20 protein-coding genes and 2 riboswitches are annotated in these 24,171 nt (G+C 58.7%); of the genes, 14 read left to right on the top strand and 6 right to left on the bottom strand.

Going from position 1 to position 24,171, the window contains the following annotated elements; translation table 11 throughout:
- Positions 1-59: 59 nt before the first annotated feature.
- From cutA to ettA, 3 genes are all read right to left on the bottom strand, one after another.
- Positions 60-377, bottom strand: coding sequence for a divalent-cation tolerance protein CutA (gene cutA, locus Q1A51_RS21115; protein ID WP_299602137.1), 318 nt, complete (start codon positions 375-377; stop codon positions 60-62).
- Positions 378-483: 106 nt separating this feature from the next.
- Positions 484-1,413 (bottom strand): toll/interleukin-1 receptor domain-containing protein, encoded by a 930-nt coding sequence (locus Q1A51_RS21110; protein ID WP_299602134.1) that lies wholly within the window; start codon positions 1,411-1,413, stop codon positions 484-486.
- Between the two features lie 210 nt (positions 1,414-1,623).
- Positions 1,624-3,279 carry an energy-dependent translational throttle protein EttA gene (ettA, locus tag Q1A51_RS21105; RefSeq protein ID WP_299602130.1) on the bottom strand — a complete coding sequence of 552 codons (1,656 nt, stop codon included), beginning with the start codon at positions 3,277-3,279 and terminating at the stop codon, positions 1,624-1,626.
- Positions 3,280-3,423: 144 nt separating this feature from the next.
- Between ettA and Q1A51_RS21100 the strand changes: the two genes are divergently transcribed.
- Entirely contained in the window at positions 3,424-4,719 is a 1,296-nt protein-coding gene (locus Q1A51_RS21100; RefSeq protein WP_299602127.1) for an alpha/beta hydrolase, read from the top strand.
- A complete protein-coding gene (locus Q1A51_RS21095) occupies positions 4,716-5,201 on the top strand; it encodes an MOSC domain-containing protein (RefSeq protein ID WP_299602124.1) in 486 nt (161 codons plus the stop codon). The genes Q1A51_RS21100 and Q1A51_RS21095 overlap by 4 nt, the downstream gene beginning before the upstream one ends.
- Here Q1A51_RS21095 and Q1A51_RS21090 read toward each other — a convergent pair.
- Entirely contained in the window at positions 5,198-5,725 is a 528-nt protein-coding gene (locus Q1A51_RS21090; RefSeq protein ID WP_299602121.1) for a DUF2059 domain-containing protein, read from the bottom strand. The two genes, Q1A51_RS21095 and Q1A51_RS21090, sit on opposite strands and share 4 nt — an antisense overlap.
- A gap of 96 nt (positions 5,726-5,821) precedes the next feature.
- Between Q1A51_RS21090 and Q1A51_RS21085 the strand changes: the two genes are divergently transcribed.
- Together Q1A51_RS21085 and dacB are read left to right on the top strand one after the other, a co-directional pair.
- Entirely contained in the window at positions 5,822-6,433 is a 612-nt protein-coding gene (locus tag Q1A51_RS21085) for a nicotinate-nucleotide adenylyltransferase (protein WP_299602118.1), read from the top strand.
- Positions 6,434-6,479: 46 nt separating this feature from the next.
- Positions 6,480-7,970, top strand: coding sequence for a D-alanyl-D-alanine carboxypeptidase/D-alanyl-D-alanine-endopeptidase (dacB, locus tag Q1A51_RS21080; protein WP_299602115.1), 1,491 nt, complete (start codon positions 6,480-6,482; stop codon positions 7,968-7,970).
- Between the two features lie 116 nt (positions 7,971-8,086).
- On the opposite strand, the gene Q1A51_RS21075 is transcribed toward dacB, so the two are convergent.
- Positions 8,087-9,319 (bottom strand): D-amino acid dehydrogenase, encoded by a 1,233-nt coding sequence (locus tag Q1A51_RS21075; protein WP_299602112.1) that lies wholly within the window; start codon positions 9,317-9,319, stop codon positions 8,087-8,089.
- 54 nt (positions 9,320-9,373) lie between these two features.
- A riboswitch (glycine riboswitch) is annotated at positions 9,374-9,480 on the bottom strand.
- Between the two features lie 18 nt (positions 9,481-9,498).
- Positions 9,499-9,586: riboswitch (glycine riboswitch) on the bottom strand.
- A 382-nt stretch (positions 9,587-9,968) separates the two neighbouring features.
- Here Q1A51_RS21075 and Q1A51_RS21070 point away from each other — a divergent pair.
- Entirely contained in the window at positions 9,969-11,489 is a 1,521-nt protein-coding gene (locus Q1A51_RS21070) for an MAC/perforin domain-containing protein (RefSeq protein ID WP_299602109.1), read from the top strand.
- A 109-nt stretch (positions 11,490-11,598) separates the two neighbouring features.
- Here Q1A51_RS21070 and Q1A51_RS21065 read toward each other — a convergent pair whose 3' ends face one another.
- Complete coding sequence (locus tag Q1A51_RS21065; RefSeq protein ID WP_299205837.1) at positions 11,599-12,021, bottom strand: tellurite resistance TerB family protein; 423 nt, start codon at positions 12,019-12,021, stop codon at positions 11,599-11,601.
- 144 nt (positions 12,022-12,165) lie between these two features.
- On the opposite strand from Q1A51_RS21065, the gene Q1A51_RS21060 reads away from it, so the two are divergent.
- The 9 genes from Q1A51_RS21060 to Q1A51_RS21020 all read left to right on the top strand — a co-directional run bounded on the left by Q1A51_RS21060 (position 12,166) and on the right by Q1A51_RS21020 (position 24,086).
- A complete protein-coding gene (locus Q1A51_RS21060; RefSeq protein WP_299602810.1) occupies positions 12,166-13,743 on the top strand; it encodes a lysine--tRNA ligase in 1,578 nt (525 codons plus the stop codon).
- A 218-nt stretch (positions 13,744-13,961) separates the two neighbouring features.
- Positions 13,962-14,210, top strand: a complete 249-nt coding sequence (locus Q1A51_RS21055; protein ID WP_299602106.1) for a hypothetical protein — start codon at positions 13,962-13,964, stop codon at positions 14,208-14,210.
- Positions 14,158-15,033, top strand: a complete 876-nt coding sequence (locus Q1A51_RS21050; protein ID WP_299671509.1) for a MurR/RpiR family transcriptional regulator — start codon at positions 14,158-14,160, stop codon at positions 15,031-15,033. Before Q1A51_RS21055 ends, Q1A51_RS21050 begins: the two co-directional genes overlap by 53 nt.
- A 23-nt stretch (positions 15,034-15,056) precedes the next feature.
- On the top strand, positions 15,057-16,178 hold the full coding sequence (locus Q1A51_RS21045; protein ID WP_299602100.1) for a substrate-binding domain-containing protein: 1,122 nt from the start codon (positions 15,057-15,059) through the stop codon (positions 16,176-16,178).
- Positions 16,179-16,259: 81 nt separating this feature from the next.
- Entirely contained in the window at positions 16,260-18,005 is a 1,746-nt protein-coding gene (locus Q1A51_RS21040) for an iron ABC transporter permease (protein WP_299602097.1), read from the top strand.
- Between the two features lie 9 nt (positions 18,006-18,014).
- Entirely contained in the window at positions 18,015-19,073 is a 1,059-nt protein-coding gene (locus Q1A51_RS21035; RefSeq protein ID WP_299602094.1) for an ABC transporter ATP-binding protein, read from the top strand.
- Positions 19,073-19,672: a histidine phosphatase family protein gene (locus Q1A51_RS21030; RefSeq protein WP_299602091.1), complete on the top strand. Its 600-nt coding sequence runs from the start codon at positions 19,073-19,075 to the stop codon at positions 19,670-19,672. Before Q1A51_RS21035 ends, Q1A51_RS21030 begins: the two co-directional genes overlap by 1 nt.
- Positions 19,672-20,583, top strand: a complete 912-nt coding sequence (locus tag Q1A51_RS21025; protein WP_299602088.1) for a calcium/sodium antiporter — start codon at positions 19,672-19,674, stop codon at positions 20,581-20,583. The genes Q1A51_RS21030 and Q1A51_RS21025 overlap by 1 nt, the downstream gene beginning before the upstream one ends.
- Positions 20,584-20,906: 323 nt before the next feature.
- Positions 20,907-24,086 (top strand): S8 family serine peptidase, encoded by a 3,180-nt coding sequence (locus Q1A51_RS21020; RefSeq protein WP_299602085.1) that lies wholly within the window; start codon positions 20,907-20,909, stop codon positions 24,084-24,086.
- Positions 24,087-24,171 lie beyond the last annotated feature (85 nt).

The following is a 24,171-nucleotide window of genomic DNA, read 5'->3' as shown; positions in this document are numbered from 1 at the left end:
AGGAAACGCGCATGCGGGAACTTCAAAGACCCTTTGCACGCATGCCGTGACGGCGCGCCCTATGTCGGGCGGGTGACGGCGTGGACCCATGCAAGATAGTCGGCATTGGCAGTGGCTTCGATCCGGATGATCGGCGGGACGTCGTAGGGGTGGAGGGCCCGCACGGCGTCCTCAACCTGCTGGGCGAGGTCGGCCCTGGTTTTCAGAAGCAGCGGATGCTCTTGCTCGCGCTGGATGGCACCATCCCAGACATAGGCGCTTTGGATCGGGGCGTAGCGGTTGGCACAGGCGATGAGGTGCTGGTCAAGCAGCGCGTCCGTGATCGCATCGGCCGTATCGATGGAGGGGCAATTCACCCAGATGTCGATGATGTGCATGTCCAGACGCTACAATGCCAATTCGATTTGCATCAACGCCTGAGTTGCTCACCCCGGAAACGCCCCGCGTTTTCGCCGCCCCCGACCGCCCCGATGGGCGGGGGCTTCAACTTGCTAGATCGTTTACCAATTGCGCAACTTTGGCGAAGACTTCTTCACGTTTTGCTTCAGTTAGGGATTGCAAGGCATCTTTAGGATCGTTCACAGCTTGAAAGCGGCTAATTTCGGCATTACCAGCAAAAAAGCATGGCTTCGCAATTACTGGAATTATCCTGCAACCGTCTTTCTCGTGTTTCTCCAAGAGAGGTGGAAGTTCAAATTTTGCAATAAAATCAGACGCAAGAAAATCGGCAGAAACTATTAGTATAGCAACAGAGGCATTGCTTAATCCGACTTCTATCTCTGCTTTCCAATCGTCTCCTCCGACAAGTTTGGTATCGGACCAAATCTCCAAATCCAACCTGTCCATCAAGGGTTTAAGGTGAAGCTTTAGACGATCAAGAAATTGCACATCGGCATGTGAGTAACTGATAAAGACTTTCGTTGTCTTATCGGACCGCTCGACAGGTTTAGAAGCGCCAGAGCCTAGTCGTCCTTCTGTGTTCGATTTTGGTATTCGAAACCCACGCTGTTCCAACGTCTTCAAAAGGTTAACATGTTTTACTGCCCAATGTGTGCGCGAAAACTCGAAAGGCTCAAGGTCAAGCTCGAAAGTAAGGTTGGCCAAGTCTTCGTTAGAAATGGGCTCAAACTCTTCTGACAGTTCGAATGATAGATGAAATTCCGAACCTATTTCATTGATTCCTGTAACAGTTCCAACTCGCGCAAGCTTATCCACCATGTCCTCGTATACGAATAGCGTTGGTAGACCGACCATCTGCTCGAGTATTTCTGTTTTTGAGCCGACTAGCGCCTCCAGAACCGAAGGTTCTGTGTATTCAAAAACGCGGTACTTGACGAAGGTTGTTGGGCTTTTTTCCCAGTTGTCTTCAAAGGCAGAGCAAATGAAGTTATAAAATTCATTTTGATGAAACATTTGCATCGCCCCCGAGCAAAACAATTGTGATAACAAACTACTTATACGCGTGCACTTCAATCCAACCGGGTGCCGCTACGCGCACGCCTTGAACCCAAACGTAAACTCAAAAAGTCCGTCCGCCTATATCGCGCCCAGATTTCAACTGAGTGCGAACGCGCCTGCTGCGCAGACGCTGCCTCGCACCCGTTGAGTTTTACTTTGTAAAACTCAACGTACGAACTTCTTGTGTTTCAGTCGTTTGGGCTCAAGGGCATCTGGCCCCAACCGACGCTTCTTGTCTTCTTCGTAATCCTCGAAATTCCCCTCGAACCACTCCACATGCGCATCCCCTTCGAACGCGAGGATGTGTGTGCAGATCCGGTCAAGGAAGAACCGGTCGTGCGAGATCACGACCGCACAGCCCGCGAAATCGACCAAGGCGTCTTCCAGTGCCCGCAATGTCTCGACGTCCAGATCGTTGGTCGGTTCGTCCAAGAGCAGCACGTTGCCGCCCTCTTTCAATAGCCGCGCCATGTGCACGCGGTTGCGCTCACCACCTGACAGCAGCGACACCTTCTTTTGCTGGTCGCCACCCTTGAAGTTGAAGGATGAGCAGTAGGCGCGGGAATTCACCTGCGCGTCACCCAGCTCAATGATCTCGGCCCCGCCGGAAATGGCTTCCCATACGGTATCGTTCGCAGCCAGATCATCGCGCGACTGGTCGACATAGGACAATTGCACCGTGTCGCCCAATTCGATGGTCCCCGCATCGGGCGTTTCCTGCCCGGTCAGCATCTTGAAGAGGGTCGACTTGCCCGCACCGTTGGGGCCGATGACGCCCACGATCCCGCCGGGGGGCAGAGAGAAATCCAGCCCCTCAACCAGCAGTTTGTCACCCATGTGCTTGGACAGGCCCTGCACATCGATCACTTTCGATCCAAGGCGCTGCCCGTTCGGGATCACGATCTGTGCGCGCGTCAGCTTCTCGCGCTCAGACTGATCAGCCATCTCGTTATAGGCATTGATCCGGGCCTTGGACTTGGCCTGCCGCGCCTTGGCGCCCTGCCGCATCCATTCCAGTTCGCGCTCCAGCGTCTTCTGGCGGCTCTTGTCCTCGCGGGCTTCCTGCTGAAGCCGCTTGGCCTTCTGTTCCAACCATGCGGAGTAGTTGCCCTCGTAGGGGATGCCGCGCCCGCGGTCGAGTTCCAGGATCCACCCGGTGATGTCATCGAGGAAGTAACGGTCGTGGGTCACGATCAGGATCGTGCCCTTGTAGTCGATCAGGTGCTGTTGCAGCCACGCGATGGTTTCGGCATCAAGGTGGTTGGTCGGCTCATCAAGCAGCAGCATTTCGGGCGCTTCCAGCAGCAGCTTGCACAGCGCGACGCGGCGGGCTTCACCGCCCGACAGGGTGGTTACATCCGCATCGTCGGGCGGGCAGCGCAGCGCTTCCAGCGACACATCAATCTGGCTGTCCAGATCCCACAAGTTCTCTGCATCGATCTGGTCCTGCAGGGCGGCCATTTCGTCCGCCGTCTCGTCCGAGTAGTTCATGGCCAGCTCGTTGTAGCGGTCCAGAACGGCCTTCTTCTCGGCCACGCCCAGCATCACGTTCTCGCGCACGGACAGGGCCGGATCCAGTTGCGGCTCCTGCGGCAGATAGCCGACCTTGGCGCCCTCGGCGACCCACGCCTCGCCGGTGAAATCCTTGTCCATGCCCGCCATGATCTTCATCAGCGTGGACTTACCGGCGCCGTTCACACCCACGACACCGATCTTCACGCCCGGCAGGAAGTTCAGGTGGATATTCTCAAAGCACTTCTTGCCCCCGGGATAGGTCTTGGAGACACCCGACATGTGATAGACATATTGATAGGCAGCCATGGCATCCTCCCGGAAAAACTGTGCAGGTCCGTCTACCCGGCACGCGGGCAAAGGGCAATGCATCGCCGGCCATGGAAATGTCATTTGGTGAAGCCAACCGACCTGTGTTAGCGGTGATCAACGCAACCTACGGAAGTGCCTGACATGAGGCGGTTTATCCTGTTTGCAGTCTGCTGGGTCATGGGAGGCTGCGCGGTTGGCATCAGTCTTGCGCCACCACCAAACCTGTATCGAAGCGGTCTGAATTACCCCGATGATCTGGTGCCCGCGGTCTGGCGCACCGCCGAACCCAAGATTTTCTACATGACCGATCGCGCACCGAATGGTGAAAACTATGGGGCCAACAGGTCGGATTCGATGGCGTTTGGGGCAGCCACGGTCAAGTTCGGACGCGATCTGGGGTGGGAAGAACTGCTGGACAGGACCCGCAGCGACTCCGATCAAAACATTTCGAGCCTCTGGGTGCCGGATTTCCAAGAGATCGTGCGGTTCGAAGCAACGCCACTGCCCTACGCCCGGGCAGACGGGCAGCTCAACCACCTGCAACAGTCATTGGATGTCTACAACGAACAGGCCGCCCGCTTTCAGGCTGTGATCGCGGACGAGATTGCCCAAACCGGCAACCGCAGCCTGCTGGTCTATGTCCACGGCTTCAACAACGATTTCGAAGACAGCCTGACGACGCTTGCCAACATGTGGCACTTTGCCGGGCGCGAGTCTGTTCCGGTTTCTTTCACATGGCCTGCCGGCAACGGGGTTGGTCCGCTTGGTTACTTCCGTGACCGGGATGCGGGTGTCTTTTCCGTACACCACACCAAGGAATTCCTGCGCATACTGGCGGATATGCCAGAGGTCGACAACATCGACATCATTGCGCATTCGCGTGGCACGGATGTGGTCACGACGGCCCTGCGCGAACTGATGATCGAAGCGCGCGGCGCCGGTGTACACCCCAAGCTTGCCCTCAAAACGGGCACATTGATCATGGCGGCCCCCGATCTTGACGTTGATATCGTGCGTCAACGCTTGCAGGCCGAACGCTTTTCGGAATCCTTTGAACAGATCAATCTGTACATCAACCCGAACGACGGCGCGTTGCGCTTGTCGGCTTATCTGACCCGTTCGATCCGGCTGGGTGCTCTCAGGAACGAAGATTTTGTCGATGGTGAACTGGCAATCCTCCAGAAAGAGGGGCTGGTGCATTTCATCCGGGTGGAAAATGTGCGCGGTGGCTTCGGACATGCCTATTTCCGCGACAACCCGGCCGTCCTGTCCGACGTTGTATTGGCTTTGCGCACGCGAGCCTTTCCGGGGGGCACATTGCGACCCCTTGAACAGGACGAGGCGGGCATCTGGGTGCTGCACCCGAACTATCCCCTTGAGCGGTTGCCGGACCTTGTCGGCCTCGAAGCACGCAGGGAACGCAGCGAAGAACGGTGAGCGAACTTCACGACATGATGGCCCGCTGGGCGCAGCCCGGAACGGTGGCATGGATTGGTGTGCGCCCAGCGCGCGCGGTGGACATTCAGGTCTTGGACACGGCCAAGATTTCGGAAACCGGCATCGAAGGTGATCGCGGTCGCGCAGGTAAACGAGCCGTCACGTTGGTGCAGGCCGAACACTTGCCCGCCATCGCCTCGTATCTGGGACGTGACCAGATTGATCCGACACTGCTGCGCCGCAACATCATGGTGCAAGGCATCAATCTAGCGGGCCTCAAGGGTCGTGAGGTGCAACTGGGCACAGCCGTTTTGCGCTTTACCACCATCTGCGCACCTTGCAGCCTGATGGAGCGATTGTTGGGCCACGGCGGCTATGCCGCGATGCGCGGGCATGGCGGTTGGTGCGCCGAGGTAGTGACACCTGGGATTTTATCACGCGGTGACAAGGTGATACCGGTTGAAGCCAGACCGTCGAACTAGATGTCGAATTCCTCGATCAATTGATCGATTACGAGCGGGTTGTCGAAGGTGATACCTTCATCACGGATGCGGCGCAGCACGCGCGGTGCAGCATTTTTTCCTGCTTCTCGCCCCGCAACTTGTCCGCGTTTCGCGCCATCAGCCATGAGTTTCGGGGTCGCAGCTGTCAATGCCTGACCGGATGGCGTGCGCAGGAACGCTGCGATGTCAGTTATCTCCTGATCGCTGAAGCTGTCACGGTAAAGCGCGCGCGCCTCGTCCTGCATCGTGTCCGTGAATTCGTCAATGAACTCTTCCATGAAGATATCGAGAAAGCGCTCGATGTCCGAAACGCCCATGCCACGTTTGCGCAAATCGTTCTCGATCGCGCCCACCAACAGGGGGCGCTGCGCAGCCAACGCACCTTCGAACATAGTCCGATTGACCTGTTGCGAGATCATGTAGTCCAAGTCCGCCTCCACATCTGCAACAGCCGAACAGGCGAGCGTTGCAGCCAGCGTGAACGCGCAAAGGAACGATTTCATGGCATTGCCTTTCATATGTGCTGAGTGGCCTGTCTACACGTTGACAACCACGGCGCAACCGCCCGATAACGCCCGAACTCTGAAGAAAGGCCAAACATGCGGCGCGTGCCATATGCCCGATCCGGCCAGATCATCGGCCTCCTGGGCGGTTCCTTTGACCCGGCTCATGGGGGGCACGCCCACATCACGCGCGAGGCGATGAAGCGCTTTGGGCTTGACCGCGTTTGGTGGCTGGTGTCGCCGGGAAATCCGCTCAAGGCCAAAGGCCCTGCCCCGCTGGCCACTCGGCTGGCGCATGCACGGCGGGTCATGCAGCACCCGCGTGTGACGGTGACAGACATCGAGGCGCATCTGGGCACACGCTACACTGCGCAGACCCTTGCGGCGCTGAAGCAGCGGTATCGGGGCACCCGGTTCGTCTGGCTGATGGGAGCGGACAACCTTGCCCAGTTTCACCTTTGGCAAGATTGGGCCTGGATCATGGAGAACGTGCCCGTGGGCGTTCTGGCCCGTCCGGGCGATCGGATTTCGGCCCGGATGAGCCCCGCCGCGCGGCTTTATCGGTCCTACCGCATCTCGGGGCGGGCCAGCCAACTTCTGGGCCGCTCGGATGCCCCGGCCTGGTGTTTCGTGAATGTCGCCATGACCGCAGAATCGTCCACGGCGATCCGGGCAGAAGGCAAGTGGACGCCGTCCTCGGATTTGTGATCTTTGCCTGCTTGTTTGCCGGACAAAGCTGCGGTTACATAAGTCCATGTTGCACACGATTTCGAGACGGTTTTTTCTTTCCGCGCTGGCCAGTTCCACAGCCACAGCAGCCCTTGCTGCCCCTCCGACAGCCTCTTTGCGACCGCAAGCGCGTGGCGGCAATCATTTCAAGAAAGCCATTGCCGATCCGCAGGACATCATCGCCAAGGCCAAGCTGGGCGGGCGCGTCTGCTATGCGGTGGCCGACGCAAGGACAGGAACAAAGCTGGAGGGCGGCAACGCCAAGGTGGGCGCACCCCCCGCATCGGTCGCCAAGGCAGTAACCGCGCTTTATGCGCTGGGCGTACTTGGACACGCCCATCGGTTCAGCACGCGGGTTATCGCAACCGGCGGCGTGTCGGGCGGCGTGGTCCAGGGCGACCTTGTGCTGGTGGGCGGCGGTGATCCGACCCTTGATACAAATGCGCTGGCCAGACTGGCTGCGGCGCTCAAGGCCAAGGGCATCCGCGAGGTCCGTGGCGACTTCAAAGTGGCCGACGGTCTGTTCCCCGAAATCCCCACGATCGACAAGGATCAACCCGATCATGTCGGCTATAGTCCGGCGCTTTCGGGCATCGCGCTGAACTTCAACCGCGTGCATTTCGAATGGAAGCGGCAGGGCAGCAAATACAACGTCACTATGGATGCGCGGTCGGATCGATACCGCCCGGATGTGGCCATCGCGCGGATGCAGGTGAGCGAACGACGCGCGCCGGTCTATACCTATGCCGATGGCGGGCGCACCGACAATTGGAGCGTCGCGCGCGGTGCCCTTGGCAATGGCGGTGCCCGCTGGCTGCCGGTGCGCAAACCTGCGCTTTATGCCGGCGACGTGTTCCAGACACTCGCGCGGTCGCACGGTGTCGTTCTGAAGAACCCCAAGGTGGTCAGCCGCATCCCCCAAGGCACAACGCTGGCGACCCATCAAAGCGAGGACCTGCGCGCGATCCTGCGCGACATGCTGCGCTTTTCCACCAATGTCACGGCCGAAATGGTGGGGATGGCCGCGACAGTCAAACGCAATGGTCGGCCCTCCTCCCTGCGTGCATCGGCCACCGAAATGAACCGCTGGGCGAATGCCGCCCTCGGGACGACAAAGATGCGGCTCGTTGACCATTCGGGCCTTGGAGGCGACAGCGAGATGACGGCCGACGACATGGTTGCTGCACTGGTCAAGGCGCGGCAGAACAACGTGCTGCGCCCCATCCTAAAAGCGATCCCGATCCTTGATGAACAACGCCGTGCGATCAAGAACCACCCGATCGAGGTGCACGCCAAGACGGGCACATTGAACTTCGTGTCAGGGCTGGCAGGCTACATGACGGCGCGGGACGGGACCGAAATGGCCTTTGCCATCTTCGCTGCGGACGAGGCGACCCGCGCCCGCATCCCCCGCGCCAACCGTGAACGACCCCAAGGCGCGCGCAGCTGGAACCGGCGGGCCAAGGTCATGCAACAAAAACTGATTGAACGCTGGGGCGCGGTCTACGGCAGCTAGGCGGAGGGCACCTCCGCCTTACGGGTTTTGTTCATCACGTCATGTCAGCGGTGGATGGCGCAGCAAGCTGCGCCTTACATGACCCCCGTAAGGCGGATCTTGATCCGCCCCGCACGTCAGGCCGCGTTCTTCATCCTGTTCGCGTCAATGATGTCGGCGGTGGCCTGTGCCGTGGCCGCTGAGAGGGTCCAGCCGAGATGCCCATGCCCGGTGTTGTAATAGACCCCCGGCTTTGCGCCCGGCCCCACCTTGGGCATCATCGACGGCAGCATCGGGCGCAGCCCCGCCCACGGCACGCAATGCTCGGTCGATACATCGGGAAAGAACGCCTCGCACCATTCGCGCAGGGGACGGATGCGATCATCGCGGATGTCCAGGTTGTAGCCGTTGAACTCGGCCGTGCCTGCAATGCGGAAGCGCCCACGGCCCAGGCGCGAAGTCACGATCTTGGCCTCGTCATCCAGCAGGCTGACCCACGGGGCCGCTGCCTGGCTTTCGGCATCGTCCAGATTGACGGTGATGGAATACCCTTTGACCGGGTAGATATTCACGCGGTCACCGAGTTGGGCCGCAATGGCGCGGCTGCCGACGCCAGCACACACGACGATGCCGTCAAATTGCTGCATCTCTGCGGCACCTGCATGATCCCAAGTCAGGCGAACACCCGCACCGACATGCGTGATGTCCGTCACCTTGCACTTGTAGTGAAAGGACGCGCCCATCTGCTCACACCGGTCGCTCAGCGCACGGGTATAGCGGTGAATGTCGCCGGTAAAATCGCTCTCGGTATAAAAACCGCCAATCGTGTCGGCCTTCAGCGTAGGTTCCAAGCGCTGTACCTCGTCCGCTGACACCTCGCGTCGTTCCAACCCCGCCTTTTCCAGCAGGGTATTTACCCGGCGGGCATGATCGAACTCGGACTGCTGGCGGTACACATGCAGAATGCCGCGGCGCTCCATATCGAAATCGGCGCCCACTTCGCGGGCAAACTCCAGCAGATGTTCCCGCGCGGCGATGGCCAGGCGCGCCGTCTCGACCGTGTTGCGCTCGTAATCGGGGATGTTGCCCATGAATTCCGCCATCCAGGACAGCTTGTGCCAGCTGGGCGTCGGGTTCACCAGCAGGGGTGCATCGGATTTCAGCATCCATTTCAACCCTTTGAAGATGGTGCCCCAGCGGGTCCAGACCTCGGCATTGCTGGCTGATAGCTGACCACCATTGGCAAAGGATGTCTCCATCGCGGCATAGCGGTTGCGGTCAAACACGCTCACGTCATAGCCGCGGCGGGCCAAGGCATAGGCGGTTGTAATACCGGTGATACCGGCGCCGATCACGGCAATACGGGTCATGGGGGTTCTCCCAGTGCACGCAGATATGGACGCATCCGGCACCGTGCCGGGCAAGCGTCCCCATCTGTCGCGAGACCTGAGAGCTTCACGGACCAACAGGGCCGCTTTCTCCTTCGGTGGGCCGGGCGCGTGACGTCCGACCACTCTCCAGATCATCACATGTGCCCCTGAACGGGGGCGCGGCCGGCACGGTTCGTGGTGCCTGAGAGTTTCCGGGGCGTTGCTCCTTCGGCGGCAGCCTGCGCTGCGCTCTCCCATGTCGGCCTCTGCGACTGAGGCGCGTATAGGAAATCCGATTGAGTCGCGCAAAGGAAATCGCGATCACGGTATGTCACGGAACTACAGGCGCGCCGTGACCGCCACATTGCCTCTCATTTTTGGCGAGCGACACGCCGGGACCTCGCATGTCAGAAACCCCGGCCATCCGGAAACGCCAAGCTGAAAATGGGCAAAAGCAGGACCAGGTACGGCGTGCTGACGGCAGAAGTCGCGCGCGCACCATGATGTACCGCGCCAGTTCACGGCGGCGCTGCCCTGTCCTTGTTCTACATCGCCAAAGTACGCCCGCGGTGAAATTCAAAAAATGAGTTTCTCCAATGTCAAAGACGCCCTAGGGTCACCCGGTATGATTGAACTCAGGGACAAATCAATGACTTCCAAAGCAATTCCAGCAGATGTAATCCATCCCCCCGGCTGGAACGCCATGTACAAAGGCTACGACGTGGTGAAGGGCGCGTATGCCAGCCAGAACGCGCTGAAGGCAGCGCTGTTTGATTTCACCGAATTGCCTGAAAAGGACATGACAACCTACGCTCAGGCCGGTGTAACCTACAAATTGCCCAAGTTCACCAACCCGAACTTCAATCACACTTCAAACGCGCGCGTGTTCGCAGGTACATCGGCACAGGAGCTTTCGCAAAAGCTGTCGGTCTCCATCGACGCTTCCGGCGAATATAACGGTTTCGCAGGATCCATCACCAGCACATACAACGCTCAACGGATGGACAGTTCCAGCTTTTCGTTCACCCAGTACTACGCAATGTACCAGATGATCGCGCTGCAGATGCAGCCGTTAACTGACCTGCGCCCCTATCTCATTCAAACTGTCAAAGAGGCGATTAACGGCACAGGCACGAACCCGTTGACGGCAGACGAAGTGATCCAGACGTTTGGTTCGCACTTCTTGACGGGTGGCGTGTTCGGCGGATCGATCCTCATCTCCGCGTCGACATTCTCCAAATACTCGTCGTCAACGCAGGCGCTGACGGCAGGGATCACGGGCAGCTACGGCGTCTTTGCATCGGGTAAAACGACGACATCGCTGTCGCAATCCGCACAACACTTTTACGACGGGTCTCATTTCCAAAACTTCATCGTAGGTGGAAATGCGACTGTGGTGTCGACGGGTCCTTCGATGACACAATTTGACCATGAGGGCATTCAAAAATGGGTCGAAAGCCTGACATATTCCAACGATGCGCTCGACCTGATCGACTACACGGAATCTGAGGGGTTAACGCCGATCTGGACCCTTGTTGACGACGGGAATGAGGCGCGCGCAGACGCTTTGAAGGCCGCTTTCGAAGCATACATTGCTGGAAACACGTTCAAAACGGATACAAGCTTTCAGCCCGCGTACCTTTATGGCCACATGTTCCGTGTGGGGCATGACAACCGCCAGCTTCAAATGGTGTCCTTGAACGACAACCTGGCGACCGAAACGGATTCGTGCTGGCTGCCGCTGCAGGTCGGAAACGGCAATCTGTCAAATGTCCCGTTCTATGTGGCAAACTCCCCGGATGATGATGCCGGGCTGGTGCCCGTATACGGCTACATCTACGGTCAGGTCACAGAGCCGAATTTCAACAACTATTATGTGTATTCAATTCAGAAAGACGCACAGATTTATGATCCGAACTTCAGCCCGGCAACGGGTCCACATGCGACGTCTTCTGGGGATACAGGCAATGTCATGTTCTACGCCTACCAAACCCATGTAGATGGGACGATTCCGGTTTACCAGCAATGCGCCGATGTGAACCCGAACCAGTGGACTCTGTCCGTTGTCCCGGAGATTCCTACTTACAAACGCCAGTGCTGGCATAACCCCAATCCGATCAATGCGGCTAAAGGCATTGCGTTCTATGCGTTCCCGGTTCTGAACGATTGATCAAAAAGCAAACAAGGGCATTCGTCGCGTATCGCGACGGATGCCCCTCGCGCTACACACGCCAGGTTGACTTTAAGTCCTTGTAAATATTTCTACTTCTCTGAAGAGACTACAGCGTCAAGTGCCGCGCCCGCGCGCCGCGCTCGATGGCGGCGGCATGCAAACGATCAATGTTCAACTCGTACCGCATCTCTTCCAGCAGGCGCAATTCCGCCTCGTCCAATGTGCCGTCGGCGGCTGCCACGTCGCAGGCAAGGGCATAGGCCGTTTCGAACAGGCGCTCTGGCAACGCCTCGCGCACGAGGCCAAACAGGGCATCCAGCCCGTCTTCCTGTTCAAAGAGGTCGAACACCATCTGCGCCATCCGGTTCAACCGGTCGAGGTCATAGCCGGCAAAGACGGGCAGGTTGTTCACGGCCGAGTTGATTTTGACCAGTTCGGCGGTGCGAATATCCTCGTCCGAGGCGGACACGGCGATCATCATGGCGACCAGTGCATCCTGCGCCGTGAGAGAGAGTTGTGAAGCGGCCATGATCCGGTGTCCTTTCTGGGTGCTTTCCCCCTCAATATTGACGGCTGGGGCGGCCCGCAATAGGTAGCGGCGGGATTGTCCCTGCGGGGACAGTCAGCCAGGGCCGCGCATAGGGCGCAGGCCCACCACATGGGATCATATGAGATGTCGAGTTTCCGTGACGCCGCGATGAGCAGCAAAGCCTGGCCGTTCGAAGAGGCGCGCCGCTTGCTCAAACGCTATGAAAAGGCGCCACCGGAGAAAGGATATGTCCTGTTCGAGACGGGTTATGGCCCCTCGGGTCTGCCCCATATCGGCACCTTTGGCGAAGTGGCCCGCACCACGATGGTGCGCCGCGCGTTCGAGGCGATCTCGGACATCCCGACCAAGCTGATCTGCTTCTCGGACGACCTTGATGGGATGCGCAAGGTGCCGGGCAATGTGCCGAACCCCGAGGTGCTGGAACAGCATCTGCAACGCCCGCTGACGGATGTGCCAGACCCGTTCGGCACGCATGAAAGCTTTGGCCATCACAACAACGCCATGCTGCGCCGGTTCCTGGACACGTTCGGGTTTGATTACGAGTTCATCTCGGCCCGCGAATTCTATGCCTCTGGCCGGTTTGATGAAATTCTGCTGCGCTGTGCCGAGAAATACGATGATCTGATGAAGATCATGCTGAAGTCGCTGCGCGAAGAGCGGGCGGCGAGCTACTCCATCTTCCTCCCGCTGCATCCGGAAAGCCGCCGCGTGATGTATGTGCCGATGAAGCACGTGGATGCGGTCAACGGCACGGTCACCTTTGACGATGAGAGCGGCAAGGAATGGACCCTGCCCGTCACCGGCGGCAACGTGAAGCTGCAGTGGAAGCCTGACTTCGGCGCGCGTTGGGCGGCGTTGGGTGTCGACTTTGAAATGTACGGCAAGGAACACGCCACCAACGAAAAGATCTATGACGCGATCTGTCGGGCGCTGGGGGTGCAGCCGCCGAACCACTTCAGCTATGAGCTGTTTTTGGATGATCAGGGACAGAAGATTTCGAAATCGTCGGGCAACGGGGTGAGCATCGATGAATGGCTGACCTATGCCAGCACCGAGTCGCTGTCGTATTTCATGTACCAAAAGCCGAAGACGGCGAAGCGGATGTTCTTTGACGTCATCCCGAAGGCAGTGGACGAATACCACCAGCAACTGCGCGCCTATCCGGGGCAGGACGACAAGGGCAAGGCGGCGAATCCGGTGTGGCACATCCATTCCGGCGACGTGCCGGAGAGCGATATGGTCGTGCCCTTTGCGATGCTGCTGAACCTCGCCTCGGTTTCTCAAGCCGAGGACAAGGACAAGCTGTGGGGGTTCATCCGCCGCTACGCGCCCGAGACCGGACCCGAGACGCATCCGGGCATGGATAAGGCCGTGGGGCACGCGGTGCGCTACTACAACGACTTCGTGAAACCGGCCAAAGTGTACCGCCTGCCGACCGATCCCGAACGCGAGGCGCTGGAGGTACTGAAGGCCGAGTTGGAAGCCTATGACGGGCCCATCGACGACGAGGCGTTGCAGTCGGTTGTCTATGCCGTTGGGCGCGACCGGTTCGATCCGCTGCGGGGCTGGTTCACGGCGTTGTACGAGGTCCTTTTGGGGGCTTCGCAAGGGCCACGATTTGGTGGGTTCATTGCCCTTTACGGCGTGCAGGAAACCATCGCGCTGATCGAAAAAGGGCTGGCCGGAGAGCTGGTGGGCTGATCTGTCCCCGCGGGGACAAGGTGTTCGGTCATGTCATTGAAATTTAAGTAACTTGCGAAAGCCAAGCGGGATCAACCGCTTGGCTTTCGTACGTTGGGTTCAGCCGAAATTAACCATGCGCCACGCATTCTGTTGCCCGAAGGCGGGCGGCGCTGGCTTGGGCCCAGCCGCGGTCGTCTGTCGTCAGCTTTGACGGAAGGCCGGTGACTACTGAGGCAATGGTGGATCTGCGGACCAAAGCGGTGATTGCGTTGTCTCCATTGAAGGTCTGCCAATGGCTGGGTCCATCGTTCTGGACATTCGCAGCAGAGGCGCGATCACACCTATTCGAAGCGGCAACTCCGCCAGCCGGCTGGATCGCCAATGAAGGCTTGCAGAGCTTTCTGCAAGTCATCTTGCAAAAACTTATGAATCATGCAAGTATCGTTGCGAAACGATCCCTGGAAGACTGCCGTGTCCCTTATTGACAAGATATCAGATCAGGCGCCGAGCTTGACGCCAAGCGAACGCCGACTCGTGGAAACGGTGATAGAAAAGCCGACGGCTGCAGCCCTCGGGACGGCCGGGGAATTGGCACGCGCCGTTGGTGTGCATGAAGCAACCGCATCGCGTCTTGCAAAAAAACTTGGGTTTGATGGTTACGCTTCGTTTCGTGATGCCCTGCGTGAGGAATTCATCGCGACGCATGAGACCGCGACCCGGTTTGAAAAGACCATCACGACAAACACGCCGGAAACGATCCTGGGCAAGCTGGCACTTGACGAGGCACAGGCGCTTGGACGGATCGAGGAGTTCATCAACGCCGACCAGATCGCCGAAGTGGCGGGTCTGTTGATGGGCGCGCGGCGCATCTTTGTCTATGGCTACGGCAATGCGGAAGTCCTGGCGTTGATGATGGTCAAACGCTTTCGCCGTTTCGGCAAGGATGTCCAACATCTTACGTCGGATCCGCGCGGAATGGCTGAACACCTCTTGGGCATTGCCCCCGGTGACGTGGTTCTGAGCTTTGCGTTTCGCCGGCAACCCCGGGGATATGCCGCGTTGGTAGAGGTTGCCCGAGAGGCCGGCGCGAAGACGATTGTGATTTCGGGCAAATCCGGCGCACTTCTCGCGCCCAGTCCCGACTACCTACTTGCCGCGCCGCGATCAGGTGATCCGGACGCGTTCCAGACACTGATCGTTCCGATGACGGTCTGCAATGCCATCGTCATCGCGGCAGGTCTTACAGCGAAAGAGGAGACGCTGAAGAAGCTCGACCGGCTGGGCCAGCTGATCGAGCGGTTCGAATGATCTAGGGCCCACGGGAGCAAAACATGAAACGACTGACTGTAACGCGCCTTGGCGCGATAGGTATCCTTTTGTCTACCGCCGTGCTGGCGGATGGACACATCGACGACATGACGCCGGAGACACTGCTGCCGCGCGCACAGGAGGAAGGGGCCGTCGTCGTCTACTCCTTCACCAGCCGCATTGGCCGGGTCGAAACCGCGTTTGAAGAGGCGTATCCGGGCATTGACCTGCAAGGGTTCGACATCTCGTCGACCGAGCAGATCGCGCGCCTGAAGGCCGAGGCACAAGCGGGTGTGACAAACGCAGACGTTATCTACATCTCCGATACTCCGGTTGTTTTGACCGAGCTTTTGGAGACCGGGATCATCGCGCCCTACGTGCCGCCCCGCGTGGCCGACCGTGTGCCAGAGGAGTACCGCAGCCCGCTTCTGGCACAGCGGCTGTCAACCAAGGTCCTGATGTATAACGAAGAATCCAACCCAGACGGCGCGCCCATCGACAACCTGTGGGCGCTGACAACGGATGATTGGCAGGGCCGCGTTGTCATGGTCGACCCGCTTCAGCGTGGCGACTACCTTGATCTGATGACCGAGATCGTGTTGCGCGCGGACGAGATGAGCACCGCATATGAGGCGCATTTCGGACAGGTTATTGACCTCGATGGTGCTGCCAATGCGGGTGAACGTTTCATCATCGACCTGTTTGGGAACGACCTGATCCTTGTCGGGTCAACCGATGATGTGAATGTCGCTGTGGGCGCAATTGGGCAGGACAACCCGCCGGTGGGTTTCACAAGCTACTCCGATCGCCGCGACAACGCCGATGAGGGCTGGGCACTGCAGGTTGCCAACAGCGTCGTACCCGCACCAGGCATCATCTTTCCCGCCGTACTCGCGCTCGCGTCCGAGCCGCAGAACCCTGCCGCCGCCCGTCTGGTCATCGACTTCCTGATGGGAGATGAGAGTGAGACCGGCGGCCCCGGCCTTGCCCCCTTCTACGTGGCTGGCGACTACGTTACCCGAACCGATATCCCCCCGCATCCGGACGCTGTCCCGCTCGACGACTTCACCGCATGGCGGATCGCACCGGCGGAAACGGCAACGATCCGCGCCGATGTCGGCGATCTGGTTCTGACGCTGCAATAGCGCTTGCCTGCCGGCGGGGGCTGGCGTGGCAGCATACCGGCCCCCGCCTCTTTCCATTCCAAGACTGCAAGGATGACCTCGATGGCGGATACAGCCGTAACTGGACAGGGACGACGCGTGCTGTTCGGGCCGGGCACGGTGCTCAAGACGGTGGTTCTTGCCATCCTGATCGCGCTGATTGTTCTACCCCTGCTGCGCACCGTTCTGTTCACGTTCCAGCCCGACACGATCCGTGCCTGGAGCGATGTGCTGAGCGGACGTCTGTCCACAAACCTGTTCTACAAGCCCTTGGGCAATACGCTTTTGATCGGTGTGGTCGTGGGCACGGGCTGTATCCTGCTGGGTGGCTTTCTGGCCTGGCTCGTGGTGATGACCAATGTCCCGTTTCGCAAGACCATCGGCGTGATGGCGACGCTGCCCTTCATGATCCCATCCTTTGCAGCGGCCCTGGCGTGGGGCGCATTGTTCCGCAATGACCGGGTCGGCGGGCAAGTGGGATGGGTGCAGGGCATGGGCGCCGACATCCCCGATTGGCTGGCCTGGGGCATTGTACCCACCCTGATCGTGCTCACGCTGCACTATTTCAGCTTGGCCTTCACCATCATCGCAGCCGCTTTGGCAACCGTGAACTCGGACCTGGTCGAGGCCGCACAAATCGCAGGCGCGAAAGGGCGGCGCATCCTGATGGGCATTGTCCTGCCCGTCACCATGCCCGCGCTTGTTGCTGCTGGATCACTTTGCTTTGCAGGGGCTGTGTCGAACTTCGCGACACCCGCGCTGCTTGGGTTGCCCGTACGGATGCAAACGCTCTCGACCCGGCTGTTCGGTATGATCGAAGTGGGTCAGGTCGGGCGCGGCTATGTGATCGGCATCCTCTTGGTGCTGATTTCGGCCGCCTTCCTTTGGGCAGGCAACCGGTTGGTGTCCGGCCGCCGGTCCTACGCCACGATCACCGGCAAGGGCGGGCGGGCCAAACGGTTCGATCTGCGCGGGGCCCGCTGGCCTCTCTTTGCCATCGCAATGGTGATCCTGGTGGCTGCGACAGTGGTGCCGGTGATCGTCCTTGTCGCGTCCAGCCTCGCGCCTTCCTCGGCCAACCTCTTTTCGGGCTGGACGCTGCACTATTGGATCGGTCAAAGCGATCAAAGCTTTGCCCAAGGCATCCCAGGAATCGCATTTAACGAAAACATCGTGCGTGCACTTACGGTTACGCTGGCCCTCGGTGCAGCGGTCGCCTTTACGGGCATGTTCGTGGGCCTGCTCGCCTCCTACACCACAGCGCGCTACCGCGAAGGCTGGATGTCAGCGGCGATCACGCAAATCAGCTTCTTGCCGCTTCTGGTGCCGGGCATTGCCTTTGGCGCGGCTTACATTGCATATCTCGGCGCGCCGATTGGGCCCTTGCCCGCACTCTACGGCACTTTCGCGCTGCTGGTCATTGCGGCCACCGCTTACCTGCTGCCGTTTTCGGTGCAAACCGGGCGCGCCGTTATTCAGCAAGTGGGCGGTGAGCTTGAGGAGAGCGCCCGCATGACCGGTGCCGGGTTCGCGCGCCGCCTCAGCGCAATCACCGTCCCGCTGGCGATCCGGGGGCTGACGGCAGGCGGTATCCTGATCTTTGTGAAAATCGTCCGCGACCTGTCGCTGGTGGTGCTGCTGTTTACGCCAACGATGCCGGTCCTGTCCGTGGTGGCCTATCGCTATGCCTCCGAAGGGTTTGCGCAGTTCGCCAATGCGATCACGGTTGTGATCCTGTTCGTCTCTATTGCCGCCAGCCTGCTTGCCAGCAGGCTGCAATCCAAATCCCAGCCCTGGCTGAAAAACTAAAGGTCTCTCATGCTGGAAATACGCAATCTCACCAAACGCTTCGGGAAGTTTCAGGCGGTCAAGAACGTCTCGATCTCTGTACCGGATGGCGCGTTCCTTGTCCTTCTTGGCCCATCGGGTTGTGGCAAAACCACGCTCTTGCGAATGCTCGCCGGGTTGGAATTGCCATCCGAAGGGCAGATCGTCTTTGATGGCCAGACGGTTTCGGATGGCGACCGGGGTTGGGCAGTGGATCCGGCCAAGCGGAATTCGGGCCTGGTGTTTCAGTCCTACGCGCTCTGGCCCCATATGTCGGTGCGGGGAAACGTGGACTGGCCGCTGAAGGTCATGTCGATGCCCAAAGCCGAGCGCAGCGAACGCATACGCGAGGTGCTGGACCTGCTGGACATCGCAAGCCTTGCCGACCGTTACCCCAACGAGATTTCGGGCGGACAACAACAGCGCGTCGCCATTGCCCGCACCATTGCGCCAAAACCGTCGGTACTGCTGTTTGACGAGCCGCTTTCAAATCTCGACGCGAAACTCAGGGTCGAGATGCGGACCGAACTCATGCGCCTGCACCGCGCCACCGGAGCAACGACCGTCTACGTCACTCACGACCAGATCGAGGCGATGACCATGGCCACCCATGTCGCCGTCATGGATCAGGGCCGTGTCCAGCAATTCGGCGCCCCAGCCGACCTGATCAACCGGCCCGAGACCGCCTTTGTCGCCACCTTTGTCGGGACGCCGCCGAACAACATGGTGCCTGTTGTCAAAAACGGCGCAGGCTACAAGGTCGGGGGCCGTCACATGACGCTGTCACCGCCTGCAGATGAATGCATGGCGATGTTCCGGGCCGAGAACATGACAGTGAGCGATCAGGCAGACGACACCACACTGCCCATGGAATTGGTAGAGACCAGTACCATCGCGGGGCGCATCATGGTCACCGGACTGCGCGACGGGCTGCGCTTGACCGCCATTGTCGATCACGTCCCTGCGGTTCGGATCGGTGAGACCGTGCAGTTCCGCCTGCCCAGCGAACCGGACAGTTGGTTCGCGCCCGACGGCACGAGGATCGGTTGATGCGCCTGCTGCTGGTCCGCCATGGGCAATCAGAATGGAATGCCGCCCGCCGTCTTCAGGGACAGGCCGACATCGGTCTTTCGGAGCTTGGTAAATCCCAGGCAGATACCTTGCGGCCCCTGATCGAAGGCATCGCGCCCTGCCGCACCGTTGCCTCTGATCTGAAGCGCGTGCGCCAGACCAGTCAGCACCTCGGCGTTGACGCCCCGCGCCTTTCAAAAGGGCTGCGCGAAATTGATGTTGGTGATTGGACCGGCCGCGCCATAGCGGACATTCGCAAGGAAGATGAAGAGGGCTATCAAGGCTGGCGCGCGGGCACGGCCGTGCCGCCGGGAGGTGAGCCATGGTCCGATTTCGCAGACCGCGTCAGCGCCGCAATCGAGGATGAGCGCCGTGAGCCTTGCACAAATCTGCTTGTCGTCTGCCACGGCGGCGTCATCCGCGCCCTTCTTCAACGCTATGTCGGGCTTCAGCCCGCACATATCATCCCCGTTGCACCCGCAAGCCTGACAGCACTGCGGCTGGGAAACGGCAAATCACCCCGGATTGAGTTGTTCAATTACCGCCCCGACGACCTTGATTTCGGGGCGCCGGACTGATGGGTGTGTCCCTGCTGTTCCTGGCCCTTGGCGGAACGCTCCTTTTCTATGGCGGGGATTGGCTTGTTGACGGTATCCAACGGCTTGCGGTGGAATTCAGGATACCACTCGTCATTGTGGCCTTTGTGGTCATGGGATTTGGCACATCGGCGCCCGAACTGTTCGTCGCGGTGCAGGCCATGCTTTCTGCCGCACCCGATGTTGCAGTCGGCAATGTCGTTGGAAGCAATATCGCAAATCTGCTTCTCGTGCTGGCGCTTGCGGCTCTGATCAAACCGCTTGCCATTGCCTCGGATATCTTGCGCGTCGACGGCGGTGCAATGCTTTTGGCGGCGCTGTCTTTCGGCGTCGTTGCGCAAGATGCGGTTGTTTCGCGGGCCGATGCAGCAACACTGCTTCTGGGAATGGCCATCTACTTGCTGTTGCGTTGGCATTCCCTGGAGGACGAGGAGAACGCAGAAACGAACGGCACAGAAGGACTCGCCACTGCTATTGGCTGGTGCGTCGCTGCGCTGATCGCCCTACCCGTCGGGGCGTATCTGTTCATAGACGGGGCTGTCGGGCTCGCTGGCAGTCTGGGAATTTCCGAGGCTTTGATCGGTTTGACAGCTGTAGCCATTGGCACGTCTCTTCCTGAAATGGCGGCCTGTGTGGCGGCTGCCCTGAGACGCCAACCCGATCTGATCCTGGGTGGAATACTGGGCAGCAACGTGTTCAACGGCACGATTGTTTTGGGAAGTGCAGCACTGGTTGCCCCGGTAACGGTCGCAGATAGCTTCATTGACTACTGGATTCCGATCATGGTCGTAGCCTCGCTTGTTTCACTTATCTTTCTGCGAACCGGTTTTGTACTGAGCAGGAAGGAAGCCTCTGTCATGCTTGTGGGGTATGCAGTTGTCTTTCTCCTTTAACATCAAGTCTTTGGTCCTGAATGAAGCCCTATTGGACAAATCTCGGGATGGATTCATCTTGTGAAACGAGCATGGTTGTTGGGTCTAGTGAAAGGTGGAACATACTCGGCTTTCATTGCGGTTGCGCCTGTGGCCGATACCAGAAGCTAACCCAAAAATGGCCCTCGAAATTCTCCGGTACGGGATTCCTGACTAACAATTTCAGGCGATGCCGTATATGATTGGCGCAGAGGTATCGGGATTTTTTAGCCCGACGAAACGACCTCTCGTCAAATTTCGACGACTTACATTTTTATGAAAATTCAATTTCTAGGAGATGCATTATGACACGTCTAACATCCCTTCAAGTTTTCCTCACGGATCGCGATGCGAAAACCGTTACCAAGGCCAGTGTGACACTCACTGGAAGAGAAGATGAGCAGGGCCTCAAGCTGAATGCGCATGGCGCGTTCGAGGCACCAAAAATCAAACCGGGAACCTACACGCTAACGGTGAAACCCGAAGTGTCGACTTTGGAACCTGTCAGCCGCGAGGTTCATCTGACGCCGGGGCCGAATTCAGCTGTCGTATCGTTAGGCCGCAAAAATGACCCACATTATCCTTCTGCTGATGGTCCCATGCACTTTCGCGGCAGGCAGGATGCGGTCCTTGCGACCGTTCGTATGGGTGAAGAAAGCAAGTTTGAAGTCGATGAGCTGCTGGAAGAAGCCGGACTTAAACGCCTTGATCTCAAGATGACGGACAGCGCTGATCAACCATTGGACAGCGATTTTGTTCTGATCGAAACGCCCGATGGCATCGATAACGCGACCCAAGCGCTCAGCGGTTTTGCCCGCCTCGCGGCCCGTCGCGATGCAAATGTGATCTTTGGTGCCGTAATCGAACGCGGCAAGGAAAACCCCCTGCAGGGTTTGACGAATGAAATGGTTGTCCGTTTTGGCGGTGATGTCGGCGATGACGTGGCCAAGAAAATTCTGCGTGAATTTGGCCTGCGTATTCAGCGAACGGTCGATTATGCAGGCAATGCTTACATGGTCGAACGCGCCGGGCTACCTGACTATGACTTGCTCGAGCTGGCCGAAAAGCTCAACTCTATGAAAGAGGTGGACTACGCGGAACCACAGATCCTGTACGTCATCGAAAACGATGCCTTTACGCCGAACGACACGCTATATGGCCTGCAGGACAACCTGCCGCTGATCAATGCGGATGAAGCGTGGGACACCATGGACGACATCGATGTCAATCTGCGTGGCGGTAGCCCGGACATTTGTATCGCTGTTTTTGATGTGAACGGTGTCACCCCGAACCACCCTGATTTGACGGCGAACTTGACGGACGGGGCATCCAAAATGCTCACCTCCTTCAATTTCAACAATCTGACGACGCAAACCGTGGCTGGGCTGAGTGGGTCGCATGGTACGCAGACTTCTGGAACCGCAACGGCGGCGTTTAGCAACAATCTTGGTGTCGCGGGGGTTGCCCCGAATTGTCGCCTCATCGGGGGCAGGATCGCAAACCCGGCGACAGGGATTGAAATGGCGGATGCGTTTATCTGGTCTGCCGGGTTCAACACTGGAAACACCAATGTGGCGTTTCCGGCAGTCCCAACGCAGCCCGCTGACGTCATTGCCAATTCCTGGGGCGTCACCAACGGTGCTTTGTCTAACGCGCTGCGCGACTGCTTTGATTTTCTGACCGTTTATGGTCGCAATGGCCGCGGTTGTGTTGTGACTTTTTCAACCGGCAATCTGGGCTACGTGCAGTTCACCAATGTTCGCCGCTTTGCGTCTTATGAACGGACGGTTGCGGTTGGGGCAAGTATCGGTGCCAATCCAACAAATCCCACCAACAGCAGCGGCCCGGATCCCAGCGGGAACACCACCAATATTGCCGCGATCACCGATCAACGCGCGCTTTATAACCCGTTTGGACCTGAGATGGACATCGTTGCGCCGTCTCATACCGCCTATGATGGCGGCTTGGTGGACCCGACGACAACAACCGTCAATGTCGGCACAGGTGCGCTGAACGGCGCTGTGCCACCGGTAATTGCGAATGACTATAGCACCAACTTTGGCGGCACCAGTCATGCCTCACCTACCATTGCGGGCACCGCAGCGCTTGTTCTATCGATGGATCCGTCACTGAATTGGATCCAAGTGCGCAATATCTTGCGGACAACTGCGGTGCGTATCCATGCCGGCAATACTGATCCAACCGGGAGCTACGTCGACAATGACGGCGACGGTGTTGCTGAGTTTTCACAGTGGTATGGCTATGGCCGTGTCAATGTTGATGCAGCCGTTATTGCAGCCCGCGACGGCGCGTTTGCGTCCGATGTGGTGGTGCGTGAAAACCAGAGCGACACGGGCGCTGTTCCATCGCCAGGCTGGCATGCACATAGTCCCGACATCTGGGTTCGGGCGACAAACGATCCGATCCCTGCGCTGGCCTACAACGCCAACCCACCGCATCAAAACGCGGTCCGGGGCCAAGATAACTATGTCTTTGCGCGGGTCAGGAACAACGGCGTTGCCACAGCGACAGAAGTCTATGTGCGTGGCATGATCTGCCACTACCCCGGGTTTGAATTCCGCTATCCTCAGGAATTCATTCCCTCCATTCGTCCCGGCGACCCTATCCCAAACCCATTGGTGCCTGGCACCTATCTGATTGACGAAATTCGGGTGGATGATCTGCTGCCCGGCGAAGATCGCATTGTCAAAATGACGTGGCCAGAAGCCCTTATCCCGCCTGCAAGCGTTATGGTGAGTGGGTCGACCGTAAATTGGCATCCGTGCCTATTGCTTGAGGCGTCACCACATGATGGCCCCGTCGCCGCCAGCGGCAGTGCGATCGATATTCGGCGGTTCAACAACATCTGCCAGCGGAATATCACCATCGACGATGCAACCGATTCATCGTCTGACCTGACGGGGATCATCGGTGGTTTCATGTCCGGTGGACGCACGCGGTCGCTTGTTGTGGATGCAAGCAGGTTCCGTCAAAACGAACGGATCATACTGTGCCTTGGTGACGAAAAGCTGATGGCGCAATTGCTTAGAACCGTCAAAGAAGGTGCGGTGAAATCTGATCTGCCACCGCTTGGCGCCGTAGAAGAAGCGCCTGACAAGCCGGAAATCAAGGCTCTCGGACGTGAATTTCTGGGCGGCATTACGTTCCGTTCCGAAGCATTGATGGAGTTGGAGCTTGTCGATAATCGCCGTCTGGAAATGCTTGTCTCACCCAGCACGCGCTTTCGGCTTCGTGATCAGTTTGAACGGCCACGCAGCGCCGCTACGATCTCGAAGTACAAGGGCAAAGAGGTTGTGGTGTTGCGCGGCGGTTCTGTCTACGAATTGCCTGTCTCGGCCGGCGAACGTCAATTGTTTCCGTTAATGATCGGATCGCCCGAGGCGCGCGGTTCTGGCGCGGAACTGCGGATCACACAACGCCGCAGCGACGGCGAACTGGCTGCCGGATACGCAATTCAGTACTAGTCGATATCTAAACAACGGCAGCTGCAACTTAGCTTGCAGCTGCCATGATCACTGTCTCCTTACCAGTCCACGTTGTTAAGAAATT

Origin of the sequence: uncultured Tateyamaria sp., assembly GCF_947496075.1 — a bacterium.
GTDB lineage: Bacteria > Pseudomonadota > Alphaproteobacteria > Rhodobacterales > Rhodobacteraceae > Tateyamaria.
The sequence above is the reverse complement of the archived record's forward strand: the minus strand, read 5'-3'. Positions and strand labels throughout refer to the sequence as shown.

Excerpts from the sequence above, each read along its gene's own strand:
- cutA (WP_299602137.1), bottom strand. The coding sequence starts at position 377 with ATGCACATCATCGACATCTGGGTGAATTGCCCCTCCATCGATACGGCC.
- Q1A51_RS21110 (WP_299602134.1), bottom strand. The coding sequence starts at position 1,413 with ATGTTTCATCAAAATGAATTTTATAACTTCATTTGCTCTGCCTTTGAA.
- ettA (WP_299602130.1), bottom strand. The coding sequence starts at position 3,279 with ATGGCTGCCTATCAATATGTCTATCACATGTCGGGTGTCTCCAAGACC.
- Q1A51_RS21100 (WP_299602127.1), top strand. The coding sequence starts at position 3,424 with ATGAGGCGGTTTATCCTGTTTGCAGTCTGCTGGGTCATGGGAGGCTGC.
- Q1A51_RS21090 (WP_299602121.1), bottom strand. The coding sequence starts at position 5,725 with ATGAAATCGTTCCTTTGCGCGTTCACGCTGGCTGCAACGCTCGCCTGT.
- Q1A51_RS21085 (WP_299602118.1), top strand. The coding sequence starts at position 5,822 with ATGCGGCGCGTGCCATATGCCCGATCCGGCCAGATCATCGGCCTCCTG.
- dacB (WP_299602115.1), top strand. The coding sequence starts at position 6,480 with ATGTTGCACACGATTTCGAGACGGTTTTTTCTTTCCGCGCTGGCCAGT.
- Q1A51_RS21075 (WP_299602112.1), bottom strand. The coding sequence starts at position 9,319 with ATGACCCGTATTGCCGTGATCGGCGCCGGTATCACCGGTATTACAACC.
- Q1A51_RS21070 (WP_299602109.1), top strand. The coding sequence starts at position 9,969 with ATGACTTCCAAAGCAATTCCAGCAGATGTAATCCATCCCCCCGGCTGG.
- Q1A51_RS21065 (WP_299205837.1), bottom strand. The coding sequence starts at position 12,021 with ATGGCCGCTTCACAACTCTCTCTCACGGCGCAGGATGCACTGGTCGCC.
- Q1A51_RS21060 (WP_299602810.1), top strand. The coding sequence starts at position 12,166 with ATGTCGAGTTTCCGTGACGCCGCGATGAGCAGCAAAGCCTGGCCGTTC.
- Q1A51_RS21055 (WP_299602106.1), top strand. The coding sequence starts at position 13,962 with ATGGTGGATCTGCGGACCAAAGCGGTGATTGCGTTGTCTCCATTGAAG.
- Q1A51_RS21050 (WP_299671509.1), top strand. The coding sequence starts at position 14,158 with ATGCAAGTATCGTTGCGAAACGATCCCTGGAAGACTGCCGTGTCCCTT.
- Q1A51_RS21045 (WP_299602100.1), top strand. The coding sequence starts at position 15,057 with ATGAAACGACTGACTGTAACGCGCCTTGGCGCGATAGGTATCCTTTTG.
- Q1A51_RS21040 (WP_299602097.1), top strand. The coding sequence starts at position 16,260 with ATGGCGGATACAGCCGTAACTGGACAGGGACGACGCGTGCTGTTCGGG.
- Q1A51_RS21035 (WP_299602094.1), top strand. The coding sequence starts at position 18,015 with ATGCTGGAAATACGCAATCTCACCAAACGCTTCGGGAAGTTTCAGGCG.
- Q1A51_RS21030 (WP_299602091.1), top strand. The coding sequence starts at position 19,073 with ATGCGCCTGCTGCTGGTCCGCCATGGGCAATCAGAATGGAATGCCGCC.
- Q1A51_RS21025 (WP_299602088.1), top strand. The coding sequence starts at position 19,672 with ATGGGTGTGTCCCTGCTGTTCCTGGCCCTTGGCGGAACGCTCCTTTTC.
- Q1A51_RS21020 (WP_299602085.1), top strand. The coding sequence starts at position 20,907 with ATGACACGTCTAACATCCCTTCAAGTTTTCCTCACGGATCGCGATGCG.